General features: G+C 54.2%; 3 protein-coding genes. 1 reads left to right on the forward strand and 2 read right to left on the reverse strand.

What is annotated here, in order from left to right:
* Window positions 1-80 precede the first annotated feature (80 nt).
* Window positions 81-380: a hypothetical protein gene (locus KSX58_RS10245; RefSeq protein WP_217735717.1), complete on the forward strand. Its 300-nt coding sequence runs from the start codon at window positions 81-83 to the stop codon at window positions 378-380.
* A gap of 356 nt (window positions 381-736) precedes the next feature.
* Here KSX58_RS10245 and KSX58_RS10250 read toward each other — a convergent pair whose 3' ends face one another.
* Together KSX58_RS10250 and KSX58_RS10255 are read right to left on the reverse strand one after the other, a co-directional pair.
* Window positions 737-1,003 (reverse strand): hypothetical protein, encoded by a 267-nt coding sequence (locus KSX58_RS10250; protein ID WP_217735716.1) that lies wholly within the window; start codon window positions 1,001-1,003, stop codon window positions 737-739.
* 51 nt (window positions 1,004-1,054) lie between these two features.
* Complete coding sequence (locus tag KSX58_RS10255; RefSeq protein WP_217752137.1) at window positions 1,055-1,300, reverse strand: hypothetical protein; 246 nt, start codon at window positions 1,298-1,300, stop codon at window positions 1,055-1,057.
* Between the last annotated feature and the right edge of the window lie 88 nt (window positions 1,301-1,388).

The raw sequence follows: 1,388 nt of genomic DNA on the forward strand, positions 1-1,388 counted from the left end.
CATGTTCTCCGGGACGATGACCTACATTCTCGCCTGAATAGCTTTCCGTAACCCTTTCCGCGCCGAACACGAACTGGAAAGTGGATTACCGCACCGCCTTGGTCGGCAGGATGCTTCTAGTCGCATTCCACGCCAATCGCCTCAACACCGATTGGAACGCGGCGAAAGATTGGGAGGTGTCACAGATTCTCAAACTCCCAGCCGGTTTGGAGGCGGCGTTCGAGGTACATTGCGCCGCAATATCCAATTCGAGCATCGGATTGCATGGCGTCGAAGTGCAGGTGGCGCAGTACACCATCGGCTTGCGTTCCTCGGGAAAGATGACAGTAAGCGCAAACGGGGGATGGGTCGAAGGCTGTATCACGGTGCCACTTGTCTAGGAGAACGTCACTCCACTAGGAATCGGCATGGAAAAACGCTGCATCAGAATGTTCTCCCTGCCAATTCCGCCAAGTAACGTAATACTGCCATCCGGATTCCAATTCGCTTGCTTGTTGTAGTGTGGATCCGCAAGACTTGATCCAACACATCCCAGTCCAATTGTGGCCGATGGACGTATCCCTGACTGATATAACCAGACCCTATAGTTCGAGATTTCGACGGTTGATTTGAAAGAGCTCAAATCGACATACAGCATGTTGCCCTTGACGGTAATCGTGTTGGATCCACCATATAGGGCGCCAACAAACGATCCTGTGTCCTGAAACTTAAAGGTAGCAGTGAGGGCTACGGAATGCTATTTCACCGGCCAGCAGCCGCAGACGCGGAAATAATATCCGCTGTTCATGCTGCCGCTGACCGTGACCTTGCCGTCAGAGTCGAAGGACAAGGCTCCATGCTGCCCGTTCACACCTTCCAGCAGTATCGTGCCTTCACCATCCGGCAGGAAACCGGCAGCCATCGTCTCATTCACGATCAGGCCGTTGGAATTGATGTCGGACGTGAAGGACGTGTTGCCAAAAGCGAACGCCATCATGCCGACCTTGGCGAGATGTACCGTCATTCCGTAAGGCCCATGCCAAATCTGCCGTTCAAGGGTTACGGAAAGCTATCCTCATGGGATCGGATAGCAGAGCGAGCCGACGCAACTCTGATTGCTGCCCGTGGCTCCCATGTTCGCGCATCGAATGGTTCCGTTGGGATTGACGATGAGCATTCTCGACACCTGCCCGTTCGACACGCATACCATCGCGTTGACCTCGATCGGCGGACGTAATTCGACCGGCAGCGTGTAATCGCATTGCACGCTGCTCCAACTGTCACCCGCGAAGGAACCGGCGTATTTGATGAGCATCATCATTCCAGTGCGGATGATCGTGAAGCCTTTTGCGTTGTACAGGGTTACGGAAAGCTACGCGGCTCCGATGATGAGTCTTTCCCATGCCCGC

Origin of the sequence: Bifidobacterium sp. MSK.17.10, assembly GCF_019129655.1 — a bacterium.
Taxonomy (GTDB): Bacteria; Actinomycetota; Actinomycetes; order Actinomycetales; family Bifidobacteriaceae; genus Bifidobacterium; species Bifidobacterium adolescentis.